At 55.4% G+C, this 1,025-nt stretch carries 1 pseudogene; it reads right to left on the minus strand.

The features are described from left to right. A pseudogene (locus tag C8024_RS05695) lies at window positions 1–860 on the minus strand (conjugal transfer protein TraB); the annotation flags it as partial. Window positions 861–1,025: the final 165 nt, after the last annotated feature.

The raw sequence follows: 1,025 nt of genomic DNA on the forward strand, positions 1-1,025 counted from the left end.
TTAACCTCGCTGACCGCGACACGCCCGCCGGGCTGATCGCAGGTCATACGCGCCAGCTTTACGTAGACTTTTTCGCTTGAGAGATCGCCGCGCGCCGCGCCGTTCACAATGCATCCAGTGATATTGGTGGTGAGCAACTTGCCGTTCTTGACCACCGAACGCGCAGGGCCAGTGATGCGCAATACCACTGGAAGCGGATCGCTCTGACTGGCAACGCCAACCGAGGCATCAACGCCGACGATTACTTTTGCCGGTGCATAGCTATTGGGAGGCAAATATTCCGGACTGTCTTCAACCAGCAGCGGTGATGTTTCCGATGTACGCTTCTTGGAAGGTTTTGATTCTTGATCGGTGCTTCCGAAATTGAGAATTTTAACTGCGCCAGATGGAGAGCCGCCGGGCATGATTTCTGTACCATCGGGTGATCCAAGCGATGCCGACTGGCGGTTAAAATCCCCGCCTTGCGGACCATAGGCTGGTGGAATTATCGGCGGCGGTGTTGCGGCCTGTTCTTCCAGCTGCGATTTGAGTCCGGCGTTTTCCGCTGAAATCGCATCGATGGCCGCTTGCCCGTTGGTGCGCATCTCGCTGTTTTCAAGCCGAAGAACTTCGATTTGTTCTTCGATTTTATCAGTTGGGAGCTGTGCTTCTTTAAGTGCCTTTTGATCCTGGGTGAGTTTATTAAGCCGGTTTTCATAAGCCGCGACAAACTCGCGCTGGGAGAGATTGCGGTTGACCAGACTGCCAGCGTCAATGGTCACTATGCCGCTTTCGTCTTCGGCTATATCATCGCCGTCACCGGCAAAAAGAAACCAACCGCCAGCGATCAGTGCGAGACTGCCAACACCGGCCAGCAACATATTTTGGCGCCGCGCGATCTGCTTGTTGAGACCGGCGCGGGCATGGCCCTGCTCTGCTTCTTTATCCGGTGCCCTAGTTGCCGTTTTGACCTCGCTCATTGGTCGGTCCCCCGGGTCGCGGTGACAACAAAGGCAGATGTGCTTGTTCCGGCTCCCAGTGTGTTT

The sequence above is a fragment of the Sphingopyxis sp. BSNA05 genome, from assembly GCF_013265645.1.
GTDB lineage: Bacteria > Pseudomonadota > Alphaproteobacteria > Sphingomonadales > Sphingomonadaceae > Parasphingorhabdus.